The organism is Streptomyces wedmorensis, from assembly GCF_000716445.1.
GTDB classification, from domain to species: domain Bacteria; phylum Actinomycetota; class Actinomycetes; order Streptomycetales; family Streptomycetaceae; genus Streptomyces; species Streptomyces wedmorensis.
Genome location: NZ_JNWK01000006.1, coordinates 111,246 through 133,453, shown reverse-complemented (window position 1 = coordinate 133,453; position 22,208 = coordinate 111,246). Strand labels below are relative to the sequence as shown.

General features: G+C 70.2%; 27 protein-coding genes. 6 read left to right on the top strand and 21 right to left on the bottom strand.

Annotated features, from left to right (window positions below):
* Nucleotides 1–57: 57 nt before the first annotated feature.
* From OO54_RS07140 to OO54_RS07075, 14 genes are all read right to left on the bottom strand, one after another.
* A complete protein-coding gene (locus OO54_RS07140; RefSeq protein ID WP_017239546.1) occupies nt 58–321 on the bottom strand; it encodes a hypothetical protein in 264 nt (87 codons plus the stop codon).
* A complete protein-coding gene (locus tag OO54_RS07135) occupies nt 308–541 on the bottom strand; it encodes a hypothetical protein (RefSeq protein ID WP_017239547.1) in 234 nt (77 codons plus the stop codon). The genes OO54_RS07140 and OO54_RS07135 overlap by 14 nt, the downstream gene beginning before the upstream one ends.
* A 22-nt stretch (nt 542–563) precedes the next feature.
* Entirely contained in the window at nt 564–1,484 is a 921-nt protein-coding gene (locus OO54_RS07130; protein ID WP_033202004.1) for a peptidoglycan-binding protein, read from the bottom strand.
* Between the two features lie 68 nt (nt 1,485–1,552).
* Entirely contained in the window at nt 1,553–1,957 is a 405-nt protein-coding gene (locus tag OO54_RS07125; RefSeq protein WP_033202003.1) for a hypothetical protein, read from the bottom strand.
* A 43-nt stretch (nt 1,958–2,000) separates the two neighbouring features.
* Nucleotides 2,001–2,591: a hypothetical protein gene (locus OO54_RS07120; protein ID WP_033202002.1), complete on the bottom strand. Its 591-nt coding sequence runs from the start codon at nt 2,589–2,591 to the stop codon at nt 2,001–2,003.
* Nucleotides 2,591–3,697, bottom strand: coding sequence for a hypothetical protein (locus OO54_RS07115; RefSeq protein ID WP_033202001.1), 1,107 nt, complete (start codon nt 3,695–3,697; stop codon nt 2,591–2,593). Before OO54_RS07115 ends, OO54_RS07120 begins: the two co-directional genes overlap by 1 nt.
* Before the next feature lie 12 nt (nt 3,698–3,709).
* Nucleotides 3,710–4,846 (bottom strand): hypothetical protein, encoded by a 1,137-nt coding sequence (locus tag OO54_RS07110; RefSeq protein WP_033202000.1) that lies wholly within the window; start codon nt 4,844–4,846, stop codon nt 3,710–3,712.
* Nucleotides 4,847–4,878: 32 nt separating this feature from the next.
* Nucleotides 4,879–6,069 carry a hypothetical protein gene (locus OO54_RS07105; RefSeq protein ID WP_033201999.1) on the bottom strand — a complete coding sequence of 397 codons (1,191 nt, stop codon included), beginning with the start codon at nt 6,067–6,069 and terminating at the stop codon, nt 4,879–4,881.
* A 64-nt stretch (nt 6,070–6,133) separates the two neighbouring features.
* A complete protein-coding gene (locus OO54_RS07100; RefSeq protein WP_033201998.1) occupies nt 6,134–7,327 on the bottom strand; it encodes a hypothetical protein in 1,194 nt (397 codons plus the stop codon).
* 118 nt (nt 7,328–7,445) lie between these two features.
* Nucleotides 7,446–8,369, bottom strand: a complete 924-nt coding sequence (locus OO54_RS07095; protein ID WP_033201997.1) for a phage distal tail protein — start codon at nt 8,367–8,369, stop codon at nt 7,446–7,448.
* A 66-nt stretch (nt 8,370–8,435) separates the two neighbouring features.
* Entirely contained in the window at nt 8,436–9,689 is a 1,254-nt protein-coding gene (locus OO54_RS07090) for a phage tail family protein (RefSeq protein WP_033201996.1), read from the bottom strand.
* Nucleotides 9,686–10,897, bottom strand: coding sequence for a phage tail protein (locus OO54_RS07085; RefSeq protein ID WP_033201995.1), 1,212 nt, complete (start codon nt 10,895–10,897; stop codon nt 9,686–9,688). The genes OO54_RS07090 and OO54_RS07085 overlap by 4 nt, the downstream gene beginning before the upstream one ends.
* Nucleotides 10,898–10,926: 29 nt before the next feature.
* Complete coding sequence (locus OO54_RS07080) at nt 10,927–12,015, bottom strand: hypothetical protein (RefSeq protein ID WP_033201994.1); 1,089 nt, start codon at nt 12,013–12,015, stop codon at nt 10,927–10,929.
* Between the two features lie 92 nt (nt 12,016–12,107).
* Nucleotides 12,108–12,320 (bottom strand): hypothetical protein, encoded by a 213-nt coding sequence (locus OO54_RS07075; RefSeq protein ID WP_033201993.1) that lies wholly within the window; start codon nt 12,318–12,320, stop codon nt 12,108–12,110.
* A 303-nt stretch (nt 12,321–12,623) separates the two neighbouring features.
* Between OO54_RS07075 and OO54_RS07070 the strand changes: the two genes are divergently transcribed.
* On the top strand, nt 12,624–13,466 hold the full coding sequence (locus OO54_RS07070) for a hypothetical protein (RefSeq protein ID WP_033201992.1): 843 nt from the start codon (nt 12,624–12,626) through the stop codon (nt 13,464–13,466).
* A gap of 27 nt (nt 13,467–13,493) precedes the next feature.
* On the opposite strand, the gene OO54_RS07065 is transcribed toward OO54_RS07070, so the two are convergent.
* From OO54_RS07065 to OO54_RS07050, 4 genes are all read right to left on the bottom strand, one after another.
* Nucleotides 13,494–13,805 carry a hypothetical protein gene (locus tag OO54_RS07065; protein WP_051786761.1) on the bottom strand — a complete coding sequence of 104 codons (312 nt, stop codon included), beginning with the start codon at nt 13,803–13,805 and terminating at the stop codon, nt 13,494–13,496.
* Between the two features lie 113 nt (nt 13,806–13,918).
* Nucleotides 13,919–14,209 carry a hypothetical protein gene (locus tag OO54_RS07060; protein WP_033201990.1) on the bottom strand — a complete coding sequence of 97 codons (291 nt, stop codon included), beginning with the start codon at nt 14,207–14,209 and terminating at the stop codon, nt 13,919–13,921.
* An 88-nt stretch (nt 14,210–14,297) separates the two neighbouring features.
* Entirely contained in the window at nt 14,298–14,909 is a 612-nt protein-coding gene (locus tag OO54_RS07055) for a phage tail tube protein (RefSeq protein ID WP_017239564.1), read from the bottom strand.
* 198 nt (nt 14,910–15,107) lie between these two features.
* Nucleotides 15,108–15,518: a hypothetical protein gene (locus OO54_RS07050; RefSeq protein ID WP_017239565.1), complete on the bottom strand. Its 411-nt coding sequence runs from the start codon at nt 15,516–15,518 to the stop codon at nt 15,108–15,110.
* A 305-nt stretch (nt 15,519–15,823) separates the two neighbouring features.
* Between OO54_RS07050 and OO54_RS07045 the strand changes: the two genes are divergently transcribed.
* On the top strand, nt 15,824–16,654 hold the full coding sequence (locus OO54_RS07045) for an ATP-grasp domain-containing protein (protein ID WP_033201989.1): 831 nt from the start codon (nt 15,824–15,826) through the stop codon (nt 16,652–16,654).
* Nucleotides 16,655–16,786: 132 nt separating this feature from the next.
* Here OO54_RS07045 and OO54_RS07040 read toward each other — a convergent pair whose 3' ends face one another.
* From OO54_RS07040 to OO54_RS07030, 3 genes are read right to left on the bottom strand one after another with little or no spacing between them, the layout of a single operon-like run.
* Complete coding sequence (locus tag OO54_RS07040) at nt 16,787–16,999, bottom strand: MerR family transcriptional regulator (RefSeq protein ID WP_033201988.1); 213 nt, start codon at nt 16,997–16,999, stop codon at nt 16,787–16,789.
* On the bottom strand, nt 16,993–17,787 hold the full coding sequence (locus OO54_RS07035; RefSeq protein ID WP_078905084.1) for a hypothetical protein: 795 nt from the start codon (nt 17,785–17,787) through the stop codon (nt 16,993–16,995). The genes OO54_RS07040 and OO54_RS07035 overlap by 7 nt, the downstream gene beginning before the upstream one ends.
* On the bottom strand, nt 17,780–18,055 hold the full coding sequence (locus OO54_RS07030) for a WhiB family transcriptional regulator (RefSeq protein ID WP_017239569.1): 276 nt from the start codon (nt 18,053–18,055) through the stop codon (nt 17,780–17,782). The genes OO54_RS07035 and OO54_RS07030 overlap by 8 nt, the downstream gene beginning before the upstream one ends.
* A gap of 254 nt (nt 18,056–18,309) precedes the next feature.
* On the opposite strand from OO54_RS07030, the gene OO54_RS07025 reads away from it, so the two are divergent.
* From OO54_RS07025 to fusA, 4 genes are all read left to right on the top strand, one after another.
* Nucleotides 18,310–18,759 carry a helix-turn-helix domain-containing protein gene (locus tag OO54_RS07025; protein ID WP_033201987.1) on the top strand — a complete coding sequence of 150 codons (450 nt, stop codon included), beginning with the start codon at nt 18,310–18,312 and terminating at the stop codon, nt 18,757–18,759.
* 298 nt (nt 18,760–19,057) lie between these two features.
* Entirely contained in the window at nt 19,058–19,429 is a 372-nt protein-coding gene (rpsL, locus tag OO54_RS07020) for a 30S ribosomal protein S12 (RefSeq protein WP_003948652.1), read from the top strand.
* Nucleotides 19,430–19,431: 2 nt separating this feature from the next.
* On the top strand, nt 19,432–19,902 hold the full coding sequence (gene rpsG, locus OO54_RS07015; protein ID WP_015035567.1) for a 30S ribosomal protein S7: 471 nt from the start codon (nt 19,432–19,434) through the stop codon (nt 19,900–19,902).
* A gap of 39 nt (nt 19,903–19,941) precedes the next feature.
* Nucleotides 19,942–22,071, top strand: a complete 2,130-nt coding sequence (gene fusA, locus OO54_RS07010) for an elongation factor G (RefSeq protein WP_033201986.1) — start codon at nt 19,942–19,944, stop codon at nt 22,069–22,071.
* Nucleotides 22,072–22,208 lie beyond the last annotated feature (137 nt).

Sequence of the window (22,208 nt, the reverse complement as noted above, 5' to 3'; positions counted from 1 at the left end):
AAGGGCGGTCACCCCGTGTGGGGTGGCCGCCCTTCGGCGTTCCTCCGTGAGGAGGGATCAGCGTGCGGCCATTTCCCAGACCGCGACGAGGACGCCGGCGCTCGCGGTCAGCGCGGCGATGCTGGCCAGCGGCCAGCGGGCGCGTTCCAGCGAGTCGAGGCGGGCCTCGTGGTCGGCGAGCTGCTTGTCGGTCTGGTCGCTGCGCTGCACGAGCAGCGCGAGCGAGCCGTCGACGCGGGCGAAGCCGGCCTCCAGGGTGCCGCGGAGTCGCTCCAGTTCGAGGGCGACGGCGACGGGGTCGTTCGGATCAGACTCGGTCATCGGCACCGCCCGGGGTGCTGCGCAGCCAGGACGGCAGCAGGTTCTGCACCAGGTCGAGGGCCATCACGCGGGCCAGCCCGCCGGCGACGGCCAGCGCCCCGGCGACCCAGGGGAGGGTCGCGGGGATGCCGGAGGCGTCGACGATCGCGGGCAGGACGACGGCGATGCCGACGGCGGACTGGAGGACGGTTCGGGCCGTGCGCTTTGCGGCATCGGACATCGGTGTGCTCCTTGGTGGGGGGTTACTTCGTGAAGGGGACCTTGAGGGCGTTCCAGGACGCGGCGCCGGGGACGCCGTCGGCGTCGGAGCCGCGGAAGCCGAGCTTGTGCTGCCACTTCGCGTAGCTGAGCCGGTCGGCCTCGCCCCAGCGGGGGCTGGGGCCGACGGTGTACGCGGAGCAGCCCTCGGCGACGAGGCGGCGGCCCATGGCCGTGATGATCGGGGAGCTCGTCTCCTTGCGGAAGAACGAGGAGCCGGGGAACGGCTGGAGGCGGGGTGCGGCGGGCTTGCCGGCCGGGATTCCGGCGGGCGGGTTCTTGATGGGGGCCGCGGCGAGCCGCTTCTGGACCCGGTCGCGCATGCCGGGCATGCCGAAGCCCTTGGGGTCGCTCTTCCAGTCGGACCATTCGAGGTGGCCGATGACGGACTTGGCGCCCCATCCGTGGGCCCGGCAGAGGGCGGCGGAGACCCGTTCGATGGCGTCGAGCTGGGCGGCCGGCCAGGGGTCGCTGCCGTTGCCGAGGTTGATGCACTCGAAGCCGTAGAAGCGGGAGTTGCCGTCGACGGCGTTGGAGCTGCCCTGGTGCTCGCGCGGGGCGGGCGGGCGGTCGCCGTACGTCTCGGTGACGACGGCCCGGAGGACCGACGGGTCGCCGCCGCCGGCGTGGTTGGCACGGCCGGAGGCGACGAGATGGACGGAGCCGTCCTTGGCGATCACACCGTGGCAGAGCGGGCCGGGCAGGCCGTCGTAGCCGTTGTAGCAGAGCTCGACGGAGGAGGCGGTGCCGCTGGAGACGGTGTGGTGGATCATCACACCGGCGACCGGGCCCCAGGCTCCCGCCTGGTTGCGGTTGTGGGTGCGCCAGCCGGGGTGTTCGACGACGGTGACGCCTTCGGCGCGGAGCGCGGCGAGGAACCGGTCCGCGGGCAGGGGAGTGGCCATCTGGTGTCCTCCGGACATGAAAAGGGCCCGCACTCGGGCGGGCGTACGTACGGGTGGGGCGGTGGCGGTTACGGGGCGGGCTCGGGCTCCGGGGCCGGCTGGGGCTGCTGGGCGGCCGGGTCCCAGGTGGCGCAGAGGGCGGCGTAGGTCGCGCGGCGGCCCTCGAAGTCGGCGAGCGCGGCGGCGACGGCCCGCTGGACGGCGGTCGGGTCGGGCACGGCGGGGACGCCGTCCTTCGCCTCGACGACGATCAGGCCGTAGCCGCGCAGGGTGGCGTCACCCGTGCCGGCCCTGGCGAACTCCGCGCTGACGTGCACCGACGGGTACTCGCCGGTGAACGGGTCCCGCTCAAGGGTGTAGCCGAGACCGTTGTCGAAGACGCGTACGGAGAGGGTGTGGCCGTTCTCGGTGACGGTGGCGCGGCCGGCGTAGTCGATGGCCACGCCCCAGGGCTGGGTGGGGTCGATGTTCACGGTGTGCTCCTCGATGGCCTCGTCGGCCAGGGTGGGCGGACGGTCAGGTCTGGGTGCCGTACATGCTGACGGGCTGGGCGTACACCGTGCCGGAGGCGCTGGTGACCACGGCGTGGATCTCGACGGTCATGACCTTGCCGAACTTGTTCGGCAGGTCGACCGGGAGCAGACCGGTGTAGTCGAACACCTGCCCGGCGTTCACGGTCGGGCCGAACGGCTGGCCGTCGACCATGACCTTCACCTGGCCGGTCGCTCCGCTGGACGCCTTCGTGTACATCGACAGCCGCATCTTGGGCTGCCAGACCGGGTTGAAGGACATGGCGATGGCGGTGAAGGACGTGCTCGTGGTGGACGGCCACTTCGCCACGTTCACGTGGTCCACCGGCGGCATCAGCTGCAGCCACGGCCTGGCCAGGCCGCCGGTCGCGATGTCGTCCGCGAAGAGCTCGTGGTTGTAGGCGTCGAAGACCCGGAGGACCGGCTTGGGGGTCGGCGGGTTCGGGGGCGGGTTCTCGGGCGGGATGGGGCGGATCTCGTTGAGAGGAGGACGGGTGTTGACCGCTGTGGACAGGGCCTGGATCCGGCGCTCCATCTGGACCAGCCGGTCGATGATGTTCTCGGGCAGTAGAGCCATCAGCCCTCCTCAAGTGAGAGTTCGGCGGTGTCGGGCCGGCCGCGCTCGGCCGGCCGGACCTTGACGCCGACGATGCGGTAACGGGAGTCGAGGCCCGTCGGGTGCCATTCGTCGGTGATGCGGATGCGGGCGGTGCGCCCGAGGAGCGTCGGGGGGACGATCCCGCCGAGCCGGATGCTGATCTCGGGGATCTGCACGGACCCCCACGGCGTGTCGACTTCTGCCTGGGCGAGCGCGTTCAGCTTGGTCTTGTCGCTGATGTCGTTGTGGTCCGAGGACATGTCGATCTGGGGCCAGAGGTCCGGGAGCGCCTTCGACGGCTGCTTGACGTCGGACAGGGTCGGCCTGGACTCGGTGCCCGCGTTGCTGTTGGTCGAGGCACCGCGGGCCAGGGCGTGGGTCCCGCCGCGGGTGGCGTCGTCCGGAATGGAGTACGACAGGATCGCGCCGGGCCGGTCGAAGACCATGTCGGTGGCGCCGGTGCGGATGGGCGCGCCGAGCTTGAGCTGGCGGACCCGCGTGCCGTCCTCCGGGTTGCGGTAGACCTGGATCTGGTACTCGAGGCCCTGGGCGATGAGCTGGTCGAGGGCCTCCTGGTAGCCGGTCTCGTCGCCGTACCGCCAGGACGCCGTCCGCAGGGTCTTGGACAGCTCGTCCGGGTCACCGACGTCGATCTTGCTGACGCCCAGGCCGTCCGACAGGCTGCGCCAGAGGCTGCGGGCGATGGTGAACTGGTCGGTCGGCTGGAGGAACGGCGTCTCGAACTCGTCCGTACGGATGCGGCGCCGGGCCGCGTACGAGTCGAAGGTGGAGGCCTGGATTCCCAGGGTCAGCACGCCGCGGCCACTGGACTGCAGGTCGGTGGTCCAGATGATGCCGCCCCACCACAGGTCTCCGCCGCGCTCCAGGTAGACCGTGGTGCGGCCCGGCTTGATCCGGTGGGCCCGCTCGGCGATGGCACGGTCGGGGATGGGGATGGTGCCGGACAGGGAGCCGGCCCGGCCGATGTAGTCCTCGAACGACACGTCCCGCAGCGGCAGGATGTCGAGGGTCGTGTCGGTCCGGAGGTCGCAGAAGATGGCCCGGTAGGGCGTGTCGATTGCCATGGACAGCCCCCTTTACAGGACGTAGGTCGCGGAGATGCGCACGGTCCGGCCGGAGACGAGCGCGCCGTTGGGCGACCAGGTGCGCAGGTTGACCTGACCGCCGGACGAGATGTAGGCGCCGCCGTTGGCGAAGCCGTCGCAGGCGGAGGCCTCGTAGTCGAAGGCCGGGCGCCATCCGGAGGGCAGGGTGCACAGCGGCTCGTCGGTGATGTTGCCGGCGCTGTCGGCGGTGATGGTGGTGCCGTTGCGGGAGACGGTGATCAGGACGGTCGCGAGGCCCCGGGTGCGGCGGGCGGAGAAGGCCACGACCGTCCAGCCGGTCAGCGCGGTCGTCCCGGTGTTGGTGGTCTCCACCTCCACCGGCGGCTGGTAGTTCACCCAGGCGGTGCCGTTCCAGCGCTGGATGACGCCGTAGTTGTCGCGGAACTGGCCGACGTACGTGCCGGTCGAGACCGTGCCGCTGGGGGCGACACCGCCGATCTCCTTCGGGTACGCGACCCAGCCGAGGCCGTCCCAGCGCTGGAGGAAGTGGGCGTTGTCGTTGTCCTGGTACTGGCCCGGGTAGGAGCCGGGGACGCCGGCGTTGTTGTAGACGGGCAGGATGCCGCCCACGCCGACGACGGTGGTGCGCAGGTCCGTCGAGGCCCCGCCCACCCAGTCGATGCCGCCGGTGCCGGCCGAGGCTCCGGCCTTCACCTTGACCGAGAAGAGGGGAAGGGAGAGCGGGGGCGCGACCGGGGCGTCCGGCGTGGCCTTCGGCTGTCCCTTGACGATCTCCAGGACGGCCTCGCTGCGGGTGAGGCTGTCGAACTCGTCGTCGTACACGCGCAGGACGACGAGGTCGATGCGCGGGTTGAGCGGGTCGCCGTCGCCGAAGGTGAGGACGGTGTCCGCGTCGAGGGTGACGGGGTAGGCGCCCTGGTTGTTCGGGCCTTGGACGACGGCGCGCCCGGCGTAGACGGTCGCCGTCATGGGGCCGCTGGAGCTCATCCAGAGGCCGCCGACCCGGAACTTGCCGTCGATCGTGCCGGGCAGGATGCCGGAGCGCGAGGCGAGCGGGTTGGCCGGGGTGGTGGCGCCGTGGGCGGTGAGGCGGGTGGTGACTCGGGTCTGTCCGGTGGGCGGGAGCCAGCCGCTGCGCAGAGCCATGGTGTTCTCCTGTCGGGTGGGTGGATCCGGGACTACGGCAGCGGGTCGACCTTGATGAACGTGTTGTCGAAGCCGGCCTTGAGGGTGAGGGTGTTGGTGATGACCCGGAAGAAGGCCGTGAGCGTGTACGTCGCGCCCGCGGTCAGGCCGGAGTAACGGCGGGTGTTGGCCAGCGAGATCATGTTCTGGCTGGCGCCGATCACCGCGTAGTCGTCCTCGAGGTCGTTGACGACGGTGGCGCCCTGGGTGAGCTTGAGCGCCATGTACGCGTAGTGGTCGTTGCTCCCCGACTTCATCTTGGCGCCGAAGCTGACGGCGACGGTCCTCGACGGCGGGGCGACGAAGCTGACCGTGAGCGGGTTGGTGGCGCGGCCCGCGAGCGTCGACGTGTACGTGATCGAGGTGGTGTCGCCGTAGTCGCCGTTGTCGACGAAGGCGCCGACCGCCACGGCCGGGATCCACGCCGAACCGTTCCAGCGCTGGAGCTGGCCGGTCGCCGTGTCGCGGTACTGGCCGGTGTAGCTCGCCGGCGTGGCCGAGGCGGTGTTCGGCATGATGCCGCCGAGCGCCGCCGGGTACGGCACCCAGTTGCCGCCGTCCCAGCGCTGGAGCGTGTTGGCGGCGTCCTGGTACTGGCCCGGGTAGGTGCCCGGGCCGGTCTGGCCCTCGGCAGGGAGGATGCCGCCGAGCGAGACGACCGTGCTGCGCAGGTCCTTGAGCGAGGTGTTCCACGGGATGCCGCCGTTGCCCGCGCTGGCGCCGGCCGGGACCACCACCTCGTACAGCGGCAGGCAGCGTGCCGGGATGAGCGGGACCTTCGGGGTCTGCTCCGGGGTGCCCTGGATGATCTCGAGCTTCGCCTCGGTCTTCGTCGAGGAGTCGTAGAGGGTGTCGTAGATCTTCAGGACGATCACGTCGATGCGGCCGTACTGGGCGTTGCCCGGCGTGAAGGTGACGGTCGTGGCGGTCGGCAGCGTCACCGGGTAGGCGCCCTGGGTGATCTCGCCCTGGATGACGGCCCGGCCTTCGGAGACCGTGGCCGTCATGGCGCCGGAGCCGAAGGTCCAGAAGCCGGCGAGCCGGAACGCGCCGTCGTACGAGCCGGGCAGGACGCCGGAGCGGACCTGGACGGGGTTGGACATCGTGGTGACACCGGTCTGGGTGAGGCGGGTGTCCTCGCGGGTCTGGCCGGTCTCGGCGACCCAGCTGCTGCGCAGGTTCATGGGGTTTCTCCGATCGAGGAGTCGAGGCGGGGGAGGGACGGGATCGGGGGTCGATCCGGTGGAGTCAGGACCTGATCCACTCGGCCGAGAGGTTGCAGGAGTAGCCACCGCCGCCGAGGGTGCGCACCGCGGTCGGGTTCGTCTGGTACGCGGAGAGCTGGACCGTGCTGCCGGCGGTGAGCTTGATGAGGCCCTGGCCGCCGACGACGACGGGGCCGCCGCCCGCGGGCGTGAGCCAGGTCATCCGGGGCACGCCGACGCCGCCGACGACGACGCGGGTGCCGCGCATGCCCTCGAAGGAGTCGCTGGTCCAGGCGGTGTGGCCGGAGACGCGCCACCAGCCGGTGCGGGGCACGGTGAAGGTGTCGGTCCCGTTCCAGCCGTTGAAGTCGTCGATGTCGACGGTCTGGAGGGTGACCGGGGTCCACACGGCGAAGGGGATGGACTGGTAGGACGTCTGCGAGGCGCTGAACAGGATCGTCGCCTTGCCCTCGGCGTACTGCCAGGCGGTGCCGTCCCAGCGCTGGAGCACTCCGGCGTTGTCCCGGAACTGGCCGGTGTACGAACCGGTCGTCACCGTGCCGTGCGGCGCGATGCCGCCGATCGCCTTGGGGTACGAGACCCACGTCGAGGTGGCGCCGTCCCAGCGCTGGAGCAGCCCGGCGGTGTCCCGGTACTGGCCGGTGTACGCGCCCTTGAAGCCGCTGGTGGGCATGATCCCGCCGAGCGCGACGACCGCCCAGTGCTGGGTGGTGACCGCGGTGGCCCACTGCACGCCGCCCGTACCGGCCGAGGTGCCCTTCGGGACCCGGATCGTGTAGAGCGGGAGCGTGCTGCCGGCGCCGCTCGCCGGGGCGACGGGGTTGGCCGCGGGGGCGCCCTTGACCAGGCGCACCACGGCTTCGGTGGTGGCGCCCTGGTCGTAGCCGCCGTCCACGACGGCCAGCTCGATCAGGTCGATCCGGTCGTACTGCGGGTCGCCGTCCCCGAGGGTGAAGGCCTCCGGGGAGGTGACGGCGACGAGGTAGGAGCCCTGGGCGGTGTCCTTGCCCTGGAGGATCGCGCGACCGGTGCCGATGGTGCACTGCATCGGGGTGCTGCCGGTCAGGACGAAGCCGCCGGGGACGATGCCCGACCGCGAGCGCAGCGGGGTCTCCTCGGGAGTCTGGCCGCTGGGGGTGAGCAGGGCGGCGAGGGTCAGACGGGTGTCCTCGCGGGTCTGGCCGGTGGACTGGAGCCAAGCGGCGCGTACGGTCATGGGTCACCTCTCCGGAAGGGGGGCGGGCGGTCGGGGTGGAGGAACGGCTCGGGGCCGGCGGTGACCACGCCGTGGCGTGCTCTCCGCCGGCCCCGAGGGGACGGTCAGCGTGCGGCGGTCACCACTCGGCGCTCCGCCAGCGCACCGTCATCAGGGAGGCCGCGGTGCCCTCCTCGGGCCGGAACGACAGGTCGGTCAGGCCGGGCTCCAGCACGAACAGCTCCTCCGGAGTGGAGTCGGCCATCGCGGTGTGCAGCCGGGAGGCCGAGTTGTTGAGCATGACCGTGCCCGCGCGCGTGTCGACGGTGAGCTCGTCGCCGGCGGCCAGGTCGATCGCGTACCGCAGGCGGCGCCTGGTGACGCGCTCGGTGACGGCCGGCATGGAGCACGGGCCGCGGAAGACGATCACCGGGTGGGTCGCGGCCGAACCGGTGTTGTCGATCACGACGTCACCGGTGCTCGTCGCCTTGCCCCAGCTGAGTGGCCAGGTCAGCGGCCAGGTCAGGCCCGACTCGGGCTGCGGGGGAGTCGTCGTGACGGTCTCCTCCTTGACGGCGTACCGACGGGGGTCGGACGCCAGCCACTGGACGGACATGCGGGAGCTGCCCTGGGTGGCGAAGCCCTGGTCGGCGGGGACCACGCGCTGGGCGATCCGGGCGCGCACGGCGAGCAGTTCGCCGTGCAGCCGGACGGTGAGCCAGCGCTCCTCGTCGAGGAGAGCGAGCGCCTGCCGCAGCGCGCGGACGGCACCGGCCGTGCCGCTGTACTCCGGCATCAGCACGATCGTGCCGCCGACCTTGCGCGGCTTGGCGAACCTGGCACCGGGCCAGGCGCCGTGCGAGGTGGGACGGTCCGCGTCGGACGAGTCGTACTCGGGCAGGTCCTCCCAGCCCGAGAGGCCGGACTTGTCGACGGCGAAGGGGGTGCCGGGCCCGATCAGAAGCCCGGCCCACTGCATCTGCCCGTCCTGGGTGATCAGCGAGCCGGGCGCGAGGTCGGCGGTGTAGGTGTTTCCGGCGTACGGGGTCGTGGTCTCGGCCATGTGGCCGTCACCTCACTTGGGATGGGGTCAGCGGTGGGCGGACGGGCGCGGGGCGAAGAGCGGGCGTCAGCGGTGGGCGGTCGCGAGGAACAGCAGGTCCTCGGCGGTCGACCGCGGGCCGGCGCCGGGCTCCTCGTGGAAGTCCCGGATGCGGTGCGGCTGCGGAAGCGGCTCGGTGAGCGCGGGGACGCGACGGTTCTCCAGCTGGGAGAGCGAGTCGATGCGGTAGTCGTCCGCGCTTCCGGGCGAGACGATGCCGCCCTCGGCGAGCATCGGGATCTTGTCGAGTTCGACGCCGAACTTCTTGTCGGTGAGCGGGATCTCGAAGCTGAGCTTGTTGAGCCCGTCGATGATCCAGTTGACGAAGGCGATCAGACCGTTGATCGGTCCCTTCACGACACCGATGACCGCGCTCAGACCACCCTTCACCAGGTCGCCGATGCCCCGCAGGGCGTTGCTCACCGCGTCCTTGGCGGTGCGGAAGAAGCCGGGGATCTTGTCGGTGATCCACTTGGCCACCGGCTCGACGGCGCTCTTGATGCCACCGATGGTGCGGGACGCGATGCCGCGCAGCGCGTTCGAGGCGGAGGACACGGCGGAGCCGATCTTGGAGATCCCGCCGATCACCGAACCGACGATCTTGAGCCCGGTCTTGAAGACGGTCAGGTACGCCTTGACGTACGTGCCCACGGCCTCGCCGAGGGTCTCCATGAACGGCTGGATGAACTTCCAGACCGCCTGGAAGCCCTTCAGCGCCTGCTGGAGCACCTGCTTGATGATCCGCTGACCGGTCTCGGAGTTGACGGCCAGTTCGATCAGGTACGCCGCGATGGGCACGATCAGGCCGACGACGAAGCCGAGCGGGTTGGCCCGCATGGCGACGTTGACGCCTGTCATGGCGACCGAGGCGATGGTCATCACGATGCCGAAGGTGCCCATCAGGCCGGAGATGACGTCCGTGATGGGCAGCAGCGGCAGCAGGATGCCGAGGATCATGCCGGCGCCGGTGCCGATCTTCCCGGCGGCGGTACGGGCCTTGCCGGCGGCGGTGCCGAGCCGCTTGACCTTGGGGGGTGCGGTGGACTGCTTGATCTTGGTGACGGCGGTGGCGGCGCCGGAGGCGTTCTGGCCGAGGGTGCGGAGGGTGGTTCCGGAGCTCTTGACGCCGGCGGCGAGGGTGCCGATGCCGCTCGCCGCCCGCTGGGCGTCCGCCCGCAGGTTCTTCAGTACGCCGCTCGCTCCGCCCAGCCCCTGCCGCAGGGTGTTCATCGGCGCGATGGCCACGCGGAATCGGGGCATGGCGACGAGCGCGGCACTCATGCGCGTGCTCCTCGCGCCTTCACGAGGTACATGAGCGCGTCGGCCGTGCCGTGCGGGTCACTGTTCCGGGCCGCGTGGTAGTGCTCGATGTGCAGCCCTGGCCCGGCGGCGCCGGCCTGGGCGCCGCCCTGGCCCATGCGGGCGCGGCGGGCGGTGAGGGCGAGCAGCCGGTCCAGCTTGGACAGCGGCAGGACGGCCTCGGCCTCGCCGGCCTCGGCGAGGATCGCCGGGACACCGCCGTGGCGGGGCATGACGACACCACCGGTGGCGAGCATCGGGATGGTCGGCAGGTTGACGCCGAACGTCTTGCCGCCGACGACCGGGACCCAGCCGGGGACGCTGACCTTGACGCGGTTGAGGCTGCTGATCATCGAGTTGATGAGGCCGATGACGGCGTTGATCGGGCCCTTCACACCGCTCTTGATGCCGTCGAACGCCCGGGACGCGATGTCCTTCAGGCCGTTCCAGATGGACGACATCTTGTCCTTGACCGCGCTGAACGCGTTCGGGATCGCGGACTTGATCCAGTTCACCACCGGGGTGATGACGGCCTTGATGCCGTTCCAGACGGTGCTGATGACCTTCTTGATCGCGTTCATCACCGTGGTGATGACGGTCTTCCAGATCTTCACGTACGTCTTGATGACCGTGGCGACGGCCTTCACGACGGTGGAGATGGCCTTCTTGATGCCGTTCCAGACCGTCTTGATCAGGTTTCCGGCCTGCTTCATGATCGGGCCGATGGCCTTCATGACCGTGCTGATCACGGTCTTGATGGCGCCGAACGCCTTCTTCATGACGTTCTGCATCGTCTTCGAGCGCAGCGCCATCTCGACGATCGTCTCGATGAGCGGCATGAAGAGTTCGAGCAGGCGGACCAGGAAGTTGCCCTTCATGGACTTGTTGAGCTTGTCCTGGCCCTTGGCGGCCTTGCCGGCGCCGGACTCGTACTTGCCGAGCTTGCCACCGGCCGACTGGGCCGTGTCGCCGGCCTTCTTCATGGCCCGCTCGGCCTGCTCCGAGGCCGTCTTCAGGTTCTTGAGCTGGGTGCCGGAGCCCTGGGCGGCGGTCTTCAGGTTCTTGAGCTGACCGTTCGCCGCCTTCCCGGCGTCGCCGACCTTCTTGACCGAGGCACCGGCACCGGACGCCTGGCTCTTGAGCTTGCCGACGGCGGTGGACGCGTTCCTGAGATTTCTGACGAGAGACATGGGTTACCTCCTTTCGGGGTGGGATGGGGTCAGTTGCCGTCGAGGGTGGAGTTGAGCCGGCCCGTCTCCGAACGGAGCTCGCGCAGGGCGTTCTGGAGCGGCTGGATCTTGCCCGTGAGGGTCTCCAGGGCGGAGGCCGAATCCCGCACGGGACCCGCCTTGGGGATCATCTCGGGCTTGAAGTCCTTCGCGGCGAGGACGAGCTTCCCGATCCCTTCGGCGACCTGGGTGACGTGCAGGGGGTTGGCCTTGCCCGTGTGGTCGACGATCCGGCCGATGCTGTTGGCGACGGTGGAGAACGCGGTCAGGTTGATCCGGCCGATGGCGTCGGCGATCTTCTGGAGGGCCTCCACCGCCTTTTGGGCCTTGCCCGGGGTCGGCATCCTGCCGAAGTGGCGGAGGAAGTCGGGGGCCCGGTTGTTGAACTTGAGGAGCTCGCCGTTCAACGGCCCCAGCTTCTGGGTCAGGGCCTCGGCCCTGGCGGCGTTCGTCCCGTCCTGCACGATGTCGGCGAGGCTGGTGCCGCCGTTCCACTTCCGCGCCTCGCGCGCCTTGACGGCGCCGAGCGTCTCGCGCCCCCAGCCACCGTCGGCGTTCTTGGTCCAGATCAGTTTCTGGTCGCGTAGCGCAGGGGTGTCGCCGCGGCGCTTGGTCGACACATACCGGAACCCGTTGACGATCGCGCCCCTGATGCCGGGCAGCAGGGTGACCAGTGCGAGGCCTGCGAGGGCCGCGGCGAGCCAGTGCTGCCACTTGACGTCGGCGCCTGGCTCCTTGCTCTCGTACCACTTCTCCCAGGCCGCGGCGATGCCGCCGAGGAACGGCGTGGCCTCCAGGAGTTCGACGTTCTTGTTCTTCGTGACCTCGGTGTGGATTTCCTTGATCTGGGCGATGACGGGGAGGAGGAAGTTCTCCGTGGCGATCTTCGGGGTGACGTCGATCAGGTGCTTCTTCAGCGCGGAGGCGACCGCCGAGGTGGTTTCGACGAACGGCTTGTCCTCCTTGGTCTTGTCGTCCGTGTTTTCGATCTTGTACTTGACCTCTTGCTTGGCCTCTTCGAACAGGGCCTTCTTGAGGTCGGCGATCTCTGTGGAGAGGTCGTCGGGGGTCTTTGCCATGGTTGCTCCGCTTCCGGCCCGTGAGGGCCAAGCGCCGAAAAGCCCCTGCCGGCGGCGGCAAGGGCTCGTTCGTGCGGGGGCGGCCGGGGCGGCTAGGCGTCCTCGGTCCGGCGGGGGGCGCGGCGCGTCGTCGCGAGGGCGTCGTTCCAGCCGGCGGTGTACGCGAGGGTCTCGTAGCGGGAGACCTCGGCGTACAGCGTGCCGAGCAACGCTCTCTTGTCGAGGGCGACGGGTCCGTCGAGGAGCTGGCGGAGGCGGTCCTGGAGCGGGATGTGCGGTCGCGATGCCTCGGCCTGCTGAGTCATGGACGCCTGCCTTCCGGTTGCTTGCCCGTGCGTGTGTGGCGGCGCCGCGGAGTGAGGAGCGGGGGCACCACGTGTTCGAACTTCTGTGCGAACAGAGTGTGGAACATCTGTTCGATGTTTGTCGAGCGGGAAACGCCTGACGGTGTGTCTTCTTGCGCGTTTTTCGAACGCGTTGGCAGCTGAAACGGTCATGAGTTCGACCGGGTAACCTGGAGGACGCGTTCCCCGAACCGACCACGTTGGGGGACGAGGGGCGCGAGGGGCGCGCGGGGACCCCAGGGGGCTGGAAGGCAGCACTGACGCATGGATACGGAGCCGGGCGCTGGTCGCCGGGAGCGGGTCGTCGACTGGCTTGCGGCCCACCCCGACCTGCCCCACCTCTTCGCCTACCTCTCGGAGCTCGTCCACGTCTCCGGGTACGCCCCCGAGGAACTCGTCGTGATCCCCAGGGCCGAGGTCGACAGGCGCGAGACGACCGCCTTCACGTCCGGCTGGGCCGAGGCCGTCTCGGACGAACTGCCCCGCATCCGCAGGGAGTACGAGAAGCGCGTCGCCGACGCCTACGCGCAGGGGCAGGGTGACGCGCGTGGAATCCGCCGCCCCCAGCGCCGTACGGACGCGGGCCAGGAAGGCGGCGCCCGGGTCATCGCGCTGCCCTTCGCCCGGCTCCTCGAACCGCCCGCGGCCGTCGTCGAGGCCGAGGAGCGCGTACGCAGGGAACGCGAGCTGTTCGAACAGCGGGCCGAGACCGGACCGCGGACCGAACCCGAAGAGCGCCCGGCCGCCGGCCGGCGAACCGACGCGGGACAGCGGACCGGAAGCGAGCCGGAGCCCGAGCACCAGAAGGAACCCGAACCGGAGCCGGAGCCCGACCTCCTCGTGACCGCACAGGAGAGCCGGACCCGCCGGAACGCCCAGCCGGTACGGAAGGTCGTACGCGGCAAGGGCGGCCGGCCGATCGTCCCGCCGCTGGCCGGGGTGCCCGTCCAGGCCGGACCGTCCGCCGACCGCCGCGACGCCGACCCGGGCGACCCGGACGCGCGCGCGAGCAGGGGGCGGAGGCTGTCCGACCGGGCCAGGGCCCTGGAGAAGGACATGACCGCCGAACGGGCAAAGGAAGAAGCGCCCCCGGAGCCCACTCCCTGACGGGAAGGGGCTCCGGGGGCCGCGGGATCACCCGAAGAAGCGGGCGATGGCCTGGGGGGAGACGGCCTCGCCTCCCTCGGTGGACGGGCTCTGCCCGTCCTGGTCCGCCTGCTCTCCGTCCTTGTCCTTGTCGGAGTCGCCCGGACGGGGGACGGGCGTCGGTGCCTCCGGCGGGTCGGAGTCCTCGCCTGTGTTGACGCAGGCGAACATCCAGTTCGACACGGCCAGATGGTCCACCGTGGCGGCGAGCAGATGGTCGCTGATCGACCACTCGGCGGCCTCGCCGTGCAGGTCGCGATGGACGGAGCTGTCCCGCGGCAGGTGCTTGATCAGCACCATGAGGCGACGGCTGGAGAGCTCCCCACGGTGCCAGTCGAGGAGGTCGACCCCGTAATAGCGGATGAAGTCCGCCTCAAGGGCCTCGGCGTGTTCATCGACGAACTCGACGAGGCTCAGTCTTCCCCCAGGCCGAGCCCGGTCTCCTTGCCGTAGGCCTCCAGGATGGCGGCGATGTCCTGCATGGTGATGTCGTGCTGCTCGAAGCGGGAGAACTGCTCCTCACCCATCAGGAGTGCGAGCAGGCCGTCCACGTCGTTGTCGTCGAGCTTGCGCAGCCCCTTGGCGGTGGCGCGGCTGAGCTCGGTCGGAAGGGTGTAGGTCTCGCCGTCCAGTTCGAAGGACCACTTGCGACCGTGGGCCTCCTGTCGCTGGGCGCGGGCTGCGTTGACGTCGAAACGGGCCATGGTGATGCGTACTCCTTGTTCGGATGTGTGAAGAGGAGAGGGGTGGGGCGGGACGGCGGTGTGCCGTCCCGCCCCGGGGGGAGAGGGATCAGACGGTCGCGGAGTACTGGCTGTCCTTCATGAGGAAGGTCGCCAGCGGCTTGCCGTCACCCTTCGACATCGCGCTGAAGGTGATGCCCAGCTGGGACGCCGCCTTGCGGGCCAGCTTGATGTCGTCGGTGGCGGTGACCTGACCGCGCGGGATGATGAAGCGGTAGCGCACCGCGGTCGTGCCGCCGGCCTTGACGTCGGTGAACTCCAGGCCGAGGGCGCGCACGTCGGCGAACGGACGCTCCGCGATCTCGTAGCGGTAGGTGTCGACGGCGGGCGTCGGCTCCGCCTTGACGGCGTCGCCGCCCATGAAGAAGGGCAGCGTGTCCTCGTTGAACTGGAGCAGCGAGAACTTCAGCGAGAGGTCACGGCTCGAGTAGATGTAGTGGATCGGGGAGACCGACTGCCACGAGTCGATGGCCTCCAGCTTGTCCTTCTTGGAGAAGGTGACGCCGTCGCCGGAGGTGAAGCCGAGGTCCTTCCAGCCCGCGCCGGACCAGTCGGCGGCGGAGTCCGTGCCGAAGGTGGCCGGGGCGGAGGTGCCGGCGTCGGCGACGTAGAGCTTGCCGGTGCCTGCGACGCGGATTTCGGCAGAGTTGTTTCCAGCCATGGTGGGGTTTCTCCTTGGGGTGGGGTGGTTGCACCGCCCCGGACGTCGGGTCCGGGTACGGCAAAGGCCCCGCCGGACGGCGAGGCCTGGTCTGTGGGTGAGCGCCCGTCAGGGAGCCGTACGGGCTCGGGGGGCGATCGGGGGTGAGCGGCGCTCAGGAGCCGCTCGGGGCGGCGGCGACGCTCAGGGGAGCGGCCGTCAGAAGACGGTCAGGGAGAGGCGGATGACGCAGAGGTAGCGGTTCGCGCCCCGGTAGAGGTAGTCGGGCAGCCAGCGCGGCCCGTCCTGCTCCTCGACGTCGTGCACGACGTTGTTGGCGCCGAGCTGCTTGCCGATGGTGGCGAGCAGCGCCCGCCGGGCGCCGTTGGCGAGGACGTGGGCGGCGGTCTTGCTCGGCCCGTAGACCTCGAACTCGATCAGCGGCATGTCGACGTGCTGGTCGCCGATCCAGGCGCCGCCGCGGCGGTTGACCAGGACGGCGCTCTGGGTGCCGTCGAAGCCGGCCGGCGCGTTGACGGCGATGGTGGCGCCGGCGAGGGCGGGGTCGGCCTTGAGGACGTCGACGACCAGCTTCTCGACGTCCGGGAAAGCACTCGGGGGAGTGGTCATGACGGTTCTCCTCGGGAGAGGGGACGGGTGCGGGACGGGGTGTCGCCCGGGGCGCTCCGGCGGGGGAGGGGGCGGGGCGCGGCAGCGCTCCCGGACGACGGACGGCGGAGGCTGCCGCCCGTCCTGCGGGCGCAGCTCCGCCGCTGCACCAACTGTGACAGAGAGCGTGCGCGCACGCAACTAGTTCGGAGGCTCATGCCCCCGGACCGTCGGGAGCCCATCCGCCGGAACCGGGGGAACACCGCCTCGACAAGGGAAAACGCCCGCTCGATAGGTTGGCCGCCACCGAACCGAGGGAGTCGCCCGTGGCCGCCGACCGCGCCCGCCTGCTGTACGTGACCGACCTGGCCTACCCGGCCCGGGGGCGCCGCTACTGCGACGAGGACATCCACCTGACCGCGCGGCTGCGCGAGGACTTCGACCTGGCGCTGTGCCACCCGCTCGACGCGGCCGCGCTCATGGAGGGCTTCGACGCCGTGGTCGTCCGCAACAGCGGCCCGGTCCTCGGCTACCAGGAGGCGTACGACGCCTTCCGCGAGCGGGCGACCGCACTCGGCACCCGCGTCTACAACCCGCTGCACGGCCGCGGCGACATGGCGGGCAAGCAGTACCTCCTGGACCTGACGGCCGCCGGGTACCCCGTCATCCCCACCGTCGACCGGGCCGAGGACCTGCACCTGCTGCCCGAGGCCGCGCGGTACGCGGTCAAGCCCAAGGCGGGCGCCGACTCCATAGGCCTGCGCTTCCTGGCGCACGAGGAGCTCGCCGGCCTGCCGTACGGCGAGCTGCTCGTCCAGCCCCGCGTCGACTTCCGGTACGAGGTGTCCTTCTACTTCGTCGACGACCGCTTCCAGTACGCCCTGTACGCCCCCGACCCCGAGCGCCGCTGGGTCCTGGAACCGTACGAACCGACCGCCGAGGACCTCGCGTTCGCCCGCCGCTTCGTCGACTGGAACACCCTCGACCACGGCGTCCAGCGCGTCGACGCCTGCCGCGCCCCCGGGGGCGAGCTGCTCCTCGTCGAGCTGGAGGACCTCAACCCGTACCTCTCCCTGGACCGGGTCCCCGAGCCGGTGCGCGACGGGTTCGCCGACGCGATGGTCGACTCGCTGCGCGCCTTCCTCGCGGCTTCCTGAGACGACGGCCTCCCGAGGACACCTCCCGAGGACGCCTCCCGAGGACGCCTCCCGAGGACGCCTCCCGGGACACGACGAAGCGCCCCGCGTCCGGGAGGGACGCGGGGCGCTTCGGGAACGAGGGGGTGGGGCTCAGGCGGTACGGGGCCGGCGGCGGGCCAGCCGCTCGGCCGCGAAGACGTCCTCCAGGCGGAAGAGCTGGGCCCGGCCGGCCCGGCCCGCCGCCCGCAGATGGCCCAGCTGGACCCACTTGCGGATCGTCGCGGGCGCGACGCCGGCCTCCTCGGCGGCGAGCGGCCCGGGGATCAGCGCGGGCAGCGCGGGCAGTGCGGGCGAGCTCAGCATCCGGTTTCCTTCGTGTCGTCCATCGCCGCTTCGATCTCCTCGGTACGCGTCCCCGAGGCCTCCGACAGCTCCTCCCACTGCTCCTCGGCCCACAGGTGCCGGTACGCGGGGTCGTCCTGGCAGCCGCACGCCGAGTCCGTGCAGACGCACGCCGGGTTGACGCACAGGACGGCCCGGCGGTCCGGGAACGCCCGCAGCGACACCGAGTCGCACCAGGGGCAGCGGCCCGTCACCCGTACGACCGTCTCCGCGTCGCCGAGCGTGCGGGCGCAGCGGCGGGCCATCCGGCGGATCTCGTCGCGGACGTGCCGGGCGAGGTCCGGGTGCCCGGCGACGGCGTCGAGCAGCCCGACGATCCGGCGCAGCCGCTCGATCACGCCGGCCCGGCGCGGCCGGGGCAGCAGGAGGCGGGCGCAGACCGCCTCCTCCAGCTCGACGACGCCGTCGGTGATGTCCCGGATGGCGTCGGAGATGTGCAGCCGGATGGGGGCGGCGCCGTGCCCGGGTACGGAAAGGCCGTGCCGCTGTTCGAGCAGCAGCGCCTCGCGCCGCTCGGCGCGGATCAGCTCGTCGCGGCCCGGGTGCGGGGCGGTGGGCTGGGTGCCGGCGGGGGCGCTGCGGCCGGGCGCCAACTCCTCGGACAGCTCGGGGAACTGCCGTACGAGGGAGGCGGTCCAGAGCGTGATGTCCCGCAGGACGACCTCGACGGTCCGGCCGGCGGCGGGGGCGGACGTGTCGTTGCGGTGGGCGTGGGCGGAGTCGCCGGTGGTCTCGGTCCGGTCAGCCACGGCGGCCGCTCCCCACCAGCGCGACCGCCTTGGCGACGCGCTGCGCGTCCGCCGGGCGGCCGTTGCGCCAGAGGCGGCCGGCGCAGACGCCGTCGAAGTAGCTCTCGGCCGGGGCCACGGCCGCCTCGCACTCACGGCGTACGGGGCAGTCGGCGCAGGCCCGCAGGGCCGGGGCCGCCTCCTTGGCGCGGCGGGCGAAGACGACGGACGGGGCGAGGCCGGCGCACGCGGCGGAGGCTTGCCAGGGGGACGGGTCGGGATGGAACAAGGGAGTTCTCCACGGTCCGGGCCTCCCCGGGACCAGTGGGGCCGGTGGGGCTCCTGTGGCTCAGGGGGGCCGACGAGTGCGGCGGCGAGCCAGACTTACACGTTGCGTGCGAGCGCGCAACAAAAATCGTCACGCCCGTGAGCTGCCCTTCACCGATTCGACACGATTGCGTGCCCGAAAGCACGTAATTCCGCGCGCGCAAGCACGCTAAGGTATGGGATCCGGAGGGTGGGGGAGCGAGGAGCGGTTTACACATGAGCACTCAAGGGCTCGACGAGTTCGCAGGCTGGGTCGAGGGCCTGATGCGGGCGCGCGGATACGACATCGACAGCCCCCGCGGTGGCGGGAAGTCCCGCATCGCGGACGAGGCCGGAGTGCACCGCGCGGCCGTCACGCGGCTGCTGCAGCGGCAGAGCATGCCGGACCTGGAGACCATGCGCCGGATCGCGCCCCTGCTCGGGGTCTCCGTCCGCGACATGCTGATCCGGTCCGGCCGGGTGTCCCCCGAGGAGCTCCCGCTGGCGGCCGACCTGCTGCCGCCCAGCGACTGGCAGCCGACCATGGAGGACTTCGCCCGCTGGCTCGGCGTCCCCGACGAGCGCCTGGGCGTCTTCGTCAAGGTCGTGAACCAGTTCCTGGAGCCGGACGTGGAGGGCGCGGACGCCCAGGCGTCGGTCGAACCGAGGCGCACCGCGCGCGACTGATCGCGACCGATCGGCACGGGCCGCGACCGGCGGCCCTCTCCGGGGCCGCCGGGACTCTCGCGCGTGGGCATTTGTTTTGACCGGAGTCCATGCGGTAGGTACGCTCATGCCTTGTGCCTGGGGTGTGCCTGGGCTCGTGTGCGTGTCCTCAACCGCACAGCGAGTCATATATCGGCCACCGTGATCCGCGCCTTTTCCGCCTCGTGCGGAGGTCCGCGAGATTCGACACACCCGACCGCGTGGGTCGGTGAATGTTCCAGGTTAGTTTTACCGACGGCACACAGAAACCGGAGAAGTAGTGCCTACGATCCAGCAGCTGGTCCGTAAGGGCCGGCAGGACAAGGTCGAGAAGAACAAGACGCCCGCACTCGAGGGTTCCCCTCAGCGTCGCGGCGTCTGCACGCGTGTGTTCACGACCACCCCGAAGAAGCCGAACTCGGCCCTCCGTAAGGTCGCGCGTGTGCGTCTGACCTCGGGCATCGAGGTCACGGCCTACATCCCGGGTGAGGGTCACAACCTGCAGGAGCACTCCATCGTGCTCGTGCGTGGTGGCCGTGTGAAGGACCTGCCGGGTGTTCGTTACAAGATCATCCGCGGTTCCCTCGACACGCAGGGCGTCAAGAACCGTAAGCAGGCTCGCAGCCGCTACGGCGCCAAGAAGGAGAAGTAAGAATGCCTCGTAAGGGCCCCGCCCCGAAGCGCCCGGTCATCATCGACCCGGTCTACAGCTCTCCTCTTGTCACCTCGCTGATCAACAAGATCCTGCTGGACGGCAAGCGTTCCACCGCCGAGCGCATCGTGTACGGCGCCATGGAGGGTCTTCGCGAGAAGACCGGCCAGGACCCGGTCATCACGCTGAAGCGCGCTCTCGAGAACGTCAAGCCGGCCCTCGAGGTCAAGTCCCGCCGTGTCGGTGGCGCCACCTACCAGGTGCCGATCGAGGTCAAGCCGGGCCGCGCGTCCACGCTGGCCCTCCGCTGGCTCGTCGGTTACTCCCGCGCCCGTCGCGAGAAGACCATGACCGAGCGCCTCATGAACGAGCTCCTCGACGCCTCCAACGGTCTTGGCGCTGCGGTCAAGAAGCGCGAGGACACGCACAAGATGGCCGAGTCCAACAAGGCCTTCGCGCACTACCGCTGGTAGTCGCAACCCACATCGAGACCGAGAGAAGACTGAGCCGATATGGCTACCACTTCGCTTGACCTTGCCAAGGTGCGCAACATCGGCATCATGGCTCACATCGACGCGGGCAAGACGACCACCACCGAGCGGATCCTGTTCTACACCGGTGTCTCGTACAAGATCGGTGAAGTCCACGACGGCGCTGCCACGATGGACTGGATGGAGCAGGAGCAGGAGCGCGGCATCACGATCACGTCTGCCGCGACGACCTGCCACTGGCCGCTCGAGAATGTCGATCACACGATCAACATCATCGACACGCCGGGTCACGTCGACTTCACCGTCGAGGTGGAGCGTTCGCTGCGCGTGCTCGACGGTGCTGTCACCGTGTTCGACGGTGTGGCCGGCGTCGAGCCCCAGTCCGAGACTGTCTGGCGTCAGGCGGACCGCTACGGCGTGCCGCGTATCTGCTTCGTCAACAAGCTCGACCGTACGGGCGCCGAGTTCCTCCGCTGCGTCGACATGATCGTGGACCGCCTCGGCGCCGTCCCGATCGTCATGCAGCTCCCCATCGGTGCCGAGATGGACTTCCAGGGCGTCATCGACCTGGTCCGCATGAAGGCGCTTGTCTGGTCCGCCGAGGCCAGCAAGGGCGAGATGTACGACGTCGTCGACATCCCGGCGGACAAGCTCGAGCAGGCCGAGGAGTACCGCGCCAAGCTCGTCGAGACCGTCGCGGAGAACGACGAGGAGCTCATGGAGCTCTTCCTCGAGGGCGTCGAGCCCACCGAGGAGCAGCTGTACGCGGCTGTCCGTCGCATCACCATCGCTTCCGGCAAGGGCAACGGCGAGAAGACGGTCACCCCCGTCTTCTGTGGCACCGCGTTCAAGAACAAGGGCGTTCAGCCCCTGCTCGACGCTGTCGTCCGTTACCTGCCGTCGCCCCTGGACGTCGAGGCCATCGAGGGTCACGACGTCAAGGACGCCGAGCTTGTCGTCAAGCGCAAGCCGTCCGACGACGAGCCGCTGTCGGCCCTCGCGTTCAAGATCGCGAGCGACCCGCACCTCGGCAAGCTCACCTTCGTCCGGATCTACTCCGGTCGCCTGGAGGCCGGCACCGCGGTGCTGAACTCCGTCAAGGGCAAGAAGGAGCGCATCGGCAAGATCTACCGCATGCACGCGAACAAGCGTGAGGAGATCGACTCGGTGGGCGCCGGCGACATCGTCGCCGTCATGGGCCTCAAGCAGACCACCACCGGTGAGACGCTGTGTGACGACAAGAACCCGGTCATCCTGGAGTCCATGGACTTCCCGGCGCCGGTCATTCAGGTCGCCATCGAGCCCAAGTCCAAGGGTGACCAGGAGAAGCTGGGTGTCGCCATCCAGCGTCTCGCGGAGGAGGACCCCTCCTTCCAGGTTCACTCGGACGAGGAGACCGGCCAGACCATCATCGGTGGTATGGGCGAGCTTCACCTCGACATCCTCGTCGACCGTATGCGTCGCGAGTTCAAGGTCGAGGCGAACGTCGGCAAGCCGCAGGTCGCGTACCGCGAGACGATCCGCAAGGCCGTCGAGCGCGTGGACTACACCCACAAGAAGCAGACCGGTGGTACCGGTCAGTTCGCCAAGGTGCAGATCGCGATCGAGCCCATCGAGGGTGGCGACGCCTCCTACGAGTTCGTGAACAAGGTCACCGGTGGCCGCATCCCGAAGGAGTACATCCCTTCGGTCGACGCGGGTGCGCAGGAGGCCATGCAGTTCGGCATCCTGGCCGGCTACGAGATGACTGGCGTCCGCGTCATCCTTCTCGACGGTGCCTACCACGAGGTCGACTCCTCCGAGCTCGCGTTCAAGATCGCCGGTTCGCAGGCCTTCAAGGAGGCCGCGCGCAAGGCTTCCCCCGTCATCCTTGAGCCGATGATGGCCGTTGAGGTCGTCACGCCCGAGGACTACATGGGTGAGGTCATCGGCGACATCAACTCCCGCCGTGGTCAGATTCAGGCCATGGAGGAGCGCAGCGGCGCTCGCGTCGTGCGGGGCCTCGTGCCCCTGTCGGAGATGTTCGGCTACGTCGGCGACCTCCGCAGCAAGACCTCGGGTCGCGCAAGCTACTCGATGCAGTTCGACTCCTACGCCGAGGTTCCGCGGAACGTCGCCGAGGAGATCATCGCGAAGGCCAAGGGCGAGTAACTCTCCCGAGTTCACGCTTTAGGCTTGACACCAGTCGTCGGGGCTCGGCCCCGGAACCCCGAGGAACCGGGCCCCGGCGACTGGCATCCCAGCAAAGATCACCTGGCGCCGATGAAGCAAGGCGTTCAGAACCACTC

Coding starts and splice junctions, on each gene's coding strand:
- OO54_RS07025 (WP_033201987.1), top strand. CDS start 18,310: ATGAGCACTCAAGGGCTCGACGAGTTCGCAGGCTGGGTCGAGGGCCTG.
- OO54_RS07050 (WP_017239565.1), bottom strand. CDS start 15,518: ATGACCACTCCCCCGAGTGCTTTCCCGGACGTCGAGAAGCTGGTCGTC.
- OO54_RS07055 (WP_017239564.1), bottom strand. CDS start 14,909: ATGGCTGGAAACAACTCTGCCGAAATCCGCGTCGCAGGCACCGGCAAG.
- OO54_RS07100 (WP_033201998.1), bottom strand. CDS start 7,327: ATGACCGTACGCGCCGCTTGGCTCCAGTCCACCGGCCAGACCCGCGAG.
- OO54_RS07040 (WP_033201988.1), bottom strand. CDS start 16,999: ATGCTGAGCTCGCCCGCACTGCCCGCGCTGCCCGCGCTGATCCCCGGG.
- OO54_RS07075 (WP_033201993.1), bottom strand. CDS start 12,320: ATGACTCAGCAGGCCGAGGCATCGCGACCGCACATCCCGCTCCAGGAC.
- fusA (WP_033201986.1), top strand. CDS start 19,942: ATGGCTACCACTTCGCTTGACCTTGCCAAGGTGCGCAACATCGGCATC.
- rpsG (WP_015035567.1), top strand. CDS start 19,432: ATGCCTCGTAAGGGCCCCGCCCCGAAGCGCCCGGTCATCATCGACCCG.
- OO54_RS07090 (WP_033201996.1), bottom strand. CDS start 9,689: ATGAGTGCCGCGCTCGTCGCCATGCCCCGATTCCGCGTGGCCATCGCG.
- OO54_RS07105 (WP_033201999.1), bottom strand. CDS start 6,069: ATGAACCTGCGCAGCAGCTGGGTCGCCGAGACCGGCCAGACCCGCGAG.
- OO54_RS07065 (WP_051786761.1), bottom strand. CDS start 13,805: ATGGTGCTGATCAAGCACCTGCCGCGGGACAGCTCCGTCCATCGCGAC.
- OO54_RS07135 (WP_017239547.1), bottom strand. CDS start 541: ATGTCCGATGCCGCAAAGCGCACGGCCCGAACCGTCCTCCAGTCCGCC.
- OO54_RS07130 (WP_033202004.1), bottom strand. CDS start 1,484: ATGGCCACTCCCCTGCCCGCGGACCGGTTCCTCGCCGCGCTCCGCGCC.
- OO54_RS07060 (WP_033201990.1), bottom strand. CDS start 14,209: ATGGCCCGTTTCGACGTCAACGCAGCCCGCGCCCAGCGACAGGAGGCC.
- OO54_RS07095 (WP_033201997.1), bottom strand. CDS start 8,369: ATGGCCGAGACCACGACCCCGTACGCCGGAAACACCTACACCGCCGAC.
- OO54_RS07070 (WP_033201992.1), top strand. CDS start 12,624: ATGGATACGGAGCCGGGCGCTGGTCGCCGGGAGCGGGTCGTCGACTGG.
- OO54_RS07120 (WP_033202002.1), bottom strand. CDS start 2,591: ATGGCTCTACTGCCCGAGAACATCATCGACCGGCTGGTCCAGATGGAG.
- OO54_RS07140 (WP_017239546.1), bottom strand. CDS start 321: ATGACCGAGTCTGATCCGAACGACCCCGTCGCCGTCGCCCTCGAACTG.
- OO54_RS07110 (WP_033202000.1), bottom strand. CDS start 4,846: ATGGCTCTGCGCAGCGGCTGGCTCCCGCCCACCGGACAGACCCGAGTC.
- OO54_RS07085 (WP_033201995.1), bottom strand. CDS start 10,897: ATGTCTCTCGTCAGAAATCTCAGGAACGCGTCCACCGCCGTCGGCAAG.
- OO54_RS07080 (WP_033201994.1), bottom strand. CDS start 12,015: ATGGCAAAGACCCCCGACGACCTCTCCACAGAGATCGCCGACCTCAAG.
- OO54_RS07115 (WP_033202001.1), bottom strand. CDS start 3,697: ATGGCAATCGACACGCCCTACCGGGCCATCTTCTGCGACCTCCGGACC.